General features: G+C 70.4%; 3 protein-coding genes and 1 pseudogene. All 4 read left to right on the top strand.

All coding sequences use genetic code 11. The features are described 5' to 3' along the window. A partial coding sequence (gene rho / locus PROKR_RS21645; RefSeq protein ID WP_036967303.1) for a transcription termination factor Rho occupies positions 1-1,298 on the top strand: 1,298 nt, incomplete at its 5' end. Between the two features lie 164 nt (positions 1,299-1,462). Beyond that, positions 1,463-1,681, top strand: coding sequence for a 50S ribosomal protein L31 (gene rpmE, locus PROKR_RS21640; RefSeq protein ID WP_020017644.1), 219 nt, complete (start codon positions 1,463-1,465; stop codon positions 1,679-1,681). Positions 1,682-1,866: 185 nt separating this feature from the next. Further along, positions 1,867-2,955 carry a peptide chain release factor 1 gene (gene prfA / locus PROKR_RS21635; RefSeq protein WP_036967300.1) on the top strand — a complete coding sequence of 363 codons (1,089 nt, stop codon included), beginning with the start codon at positions 1,867-1,869 and terminating at the stop codon, positions 2,953-2,955. Positions 2,956-3,030: 75 nt separating this feature from the next. Then, positions 3,031-3,192, top strand: a pseudogene (locus tag PROKR_RS32975) (peptide chain release factor N(5)-glutamine methyltransferase); the annotation flags it as partial.

The raw sequence follows: 3,192 nt of genomic DNA, 5'->3' as shown, positions 1-3,192 counted from the left end.
GCCGCCGCCGGGGTCGCGACCGGGGCCGCGACCGCAAGCGGGGCCGCGGCCGCCAGGGGCCGGACGTCGCTGGTCTCGACAACGTCGAGGTGCGCGAGGACGACGTGCTGCTGCCCGTCGCCGGAATCCTTGACATCCTCGACAACTACGCGTTCGTGCGGACCTCGGGCTACCTGCCGGGCAACAACGACGTCTACGTGTCGCTGAACCAGGTCAAGAAGGCCGGGCTGCGCCGCGGTGACGCCGTCGTCGGCGCCGTCCGCCAGCCGCGCGAGGGCGAGGAGCCGCCGCAGCAGCCGACCGGGCGCAATGCCAAGGTCAACAAGTTCAACGCGCTGGTGCGCCTGGACTCGGTGAACGGCATGACGCCGGAGGAGGCGCGCGAGCGGCCCGAGTTCACCAAGCTGACGCCGCTGTACCCGCAGGAGCGGCTGCGCCTGGAGAACCCCGAGGCGACCAAGCTGACGCCGCGCGTCATCGACATCGTCGCCCCGATCGGCAAGGGCCAGCGCGGCCTGATCGTCGCGCCGCCCAAGGCCGGCAAGACGCTGATGATGCAGCAGATCGCCAACGCGATCTCGCTGAACAACCCTGAGGTCCACCTCATGGTCGTGCTGGTGGACGAGCGCCCGGAGGAGGTCACCGACTTCGAGCGCTCGGTCAAGGGCGAGGTCATCTCCTCGACCTTCGACCGCCACGCCTCGGACCACACGCTGGTCGCCGAGCTCGCCATCGAGCGGGCCAAGCGCCTCGTGGAGCTGGGCCAGGACGTCGTGGTGCTGCTCGACGGCATCACCCGCCTGTCGCGCGCCTACAACCTGGCCGCCCCGGCGTCGGGCCGCATCCTGTCCGGTGGTGTGGACGCCGCCGCGCTCTACCCGCCCAAGAAGTTCTTCGGCGCCGCCCGCAACATCGAGGACGGCGGCTCGCTGACCATCCTCGCGACGGCCCTGGTCGAGACCGGCTCGAAGATGGACGAGGTGATCTTCGAGGAGTTCAAGGGCACCGGCAACATGGAGCTGCGCCTGTCGCGGTCCCTGGCCGAGAAGCGCATCTTCCCCGCGATCGACGTCAACGGCTCGAGCACCCGGCGCGAGGAGATCCTCATGTCGAAGGACGAGCTCGCCATCGTCTACAAGCTGCGCCGGGTGATGGGCGCGCTCGACCAGACGCAGGCCGCCGAGCTGCTGCTCGGGCAGCTCAAGAAGACCAAGACCAACGTCGAGTTCCTGCTGCACGTGCAGAAGACGACGCCGGGCGGTCTGACGGAGAACGAGAACGTCGGCGAGACCGTCTGAGCAGGCTCAGGCGGCGCCAAGCACCGTCTGACGAGGTCCGATCCACGTCACACCCCACCGCCTCGCCCAACCCGGCGAGGTAGTGGCACAATGATTGGCTGGCTGGCTGGTTCACGTCCCGCGGTTCTGCAGGGCGACCCAGCGGCATCTCACCAAGGAGCAACATGAGGGCTGGAATCCACCCCGAGTACGTCGTCACGCAGGTCACCTGCACCTGTGGCAACACCTTCACGACGCGTAGCACCGAGACGTCCGGCAAGATCTCGGCCGACGTCTGCAGCGCCTGCCACCCGTTCTACACGGGCAAGCAGAAGATCATGGACACCGGTGGCCGCGTGGCCCGGTTCCAGGCGCGCTACGGCAAGAAGGACGCCGACAAGTAGCGACTCCGCAGCGCCGGTGGTCCGGTCCGACAACCTCTCCAGGGGCAGTCGGGCGCCGGACCACCGGCGCTGTTGCTTTGCCCCCACCCCTTTCCCGTTGAGTGCTGGCTATTTGTTGCCACAGCGTCGCTCAGAGCGCAGATAGCCAGCACTCAACGGGGCAGCAGCTGTAGCGAGGAGAGATCGTGACCGAGTCGTTCGCCGCCGTCGGACCGCTGCTCAGCGAGCACGCCGAGATCGAGACGGCGCTGGCGGACCCCGCCGTGCACGCCGATCCGGGCCGGGCCCGCACGCTGGGCCGCCGCTACGCGGAGCTCAACCAGGTCGTCGGGGCCTACAAGGCGTGGGAGCAGGCGCACGACGACGCCGAGGCCGCCGCCGAGCTGGCGGCCGAGGACGCCTCGTTCGCCGAGGAGCTGCCCGCGCTGCGGGATGCCGAGGCGAGCGCGGAGGAGAAGCTGCGGCGGGTGCTCGTGCCGCGCGACCCCGACGACGGGCGCGACGTGATCCTCGAGATCAAGGCGGGCGAGGGCGGGGAGGAGTCCGCGCTGTTCGCGGGCGACCTGCTGCGCATGTACCTGCGCTACGCCGAGCAGCGCGGCTGGTCCACGCAGCTCCTGGAGGCTACGGCGTCCGACCTGGGCGGCTACAAGGACGTGCAGGTCGCGATCAAGGCCAAGAGCGTGCAGGGCCCCGAGGACGGCGTCTGGCACAGCCTCAAGTACGAGGGCGGCGTGCACCGCGTGCAGCGGGTGCCGGTCACCGAGTCGCAGGGCCGCATCCACACCTCGGCGGCGGGCGTGCTCGTGTTCCCCGAGGTCGACGACCCGGGCGAGCTCGAGATCGACCAGAACGACCTGCGCATCGACGTCTACCGGTCCTCCGGGCCGGGCGGGCAGTCCGTGAACACCACGGACTCCGCGGTGCGCATCACGCACGTGCCCACGGGCATCGTGGTCTCGATGCAGAACGAGAAGTCGCAGCTGCAGAACCGCGAGCAGGCCATGCGCGTGCTGCGGGCCCGCCTGCTCGCCGCTCAGCAGGAGGCGGCCGCCGCCGAGTCCGCCGAGCTGCGCCGCTCGCAGGTGCGCACCGTGGACCGGTCCGAGCGCATCCGCACCTACAACTTCCCGGAGAACCGGATCGCCGACCATCGCACGGGGTACAAGGCGTACAACCTCGACCAGGTGCTGGATGGCGACCTGGGTCCGGTGGTGCGCTCCGCGATCGACGCCGACGAGGCGGCCCGGCTGGCCGAGGCCTCGGGTGTCTGAGCCGCATCGGATCCCGGCGGACCTGGCGTCTTCGGGTCCGGTCGGGCAGGCTTTTGCCGTGGTCGGAGGAGCGCGGTGAACGCACAGCTGTTGAGGTGGGCTCACGAGGAGCTGGCGGGCGCCGGGGTCGGGTCGCCGCAGGCCGACGCCGAGGCGCTGCTGGCGCACGCGCTGGGGGTCGACCGGGGTGAGCTGCGGCGGCTCGTCGTGCTCGGACGCCCGGTGCCCGACGACGTC

It is taken from the genome of Promicromonospora kroppenstedtii DSM 19349 (assembly GCF_000515355.1).
GTDB classification, from domain to species: domain Bacteria; phylum Actinomycetota; class Actinomycetes; order Actinomycetales; family Cellulomonadaceae; genus Promicromonospora; species Promicromonospora kroppenstedtii.
This window is presented reverse-complemented; position numbering and strand designations above follow the sequence as displayed.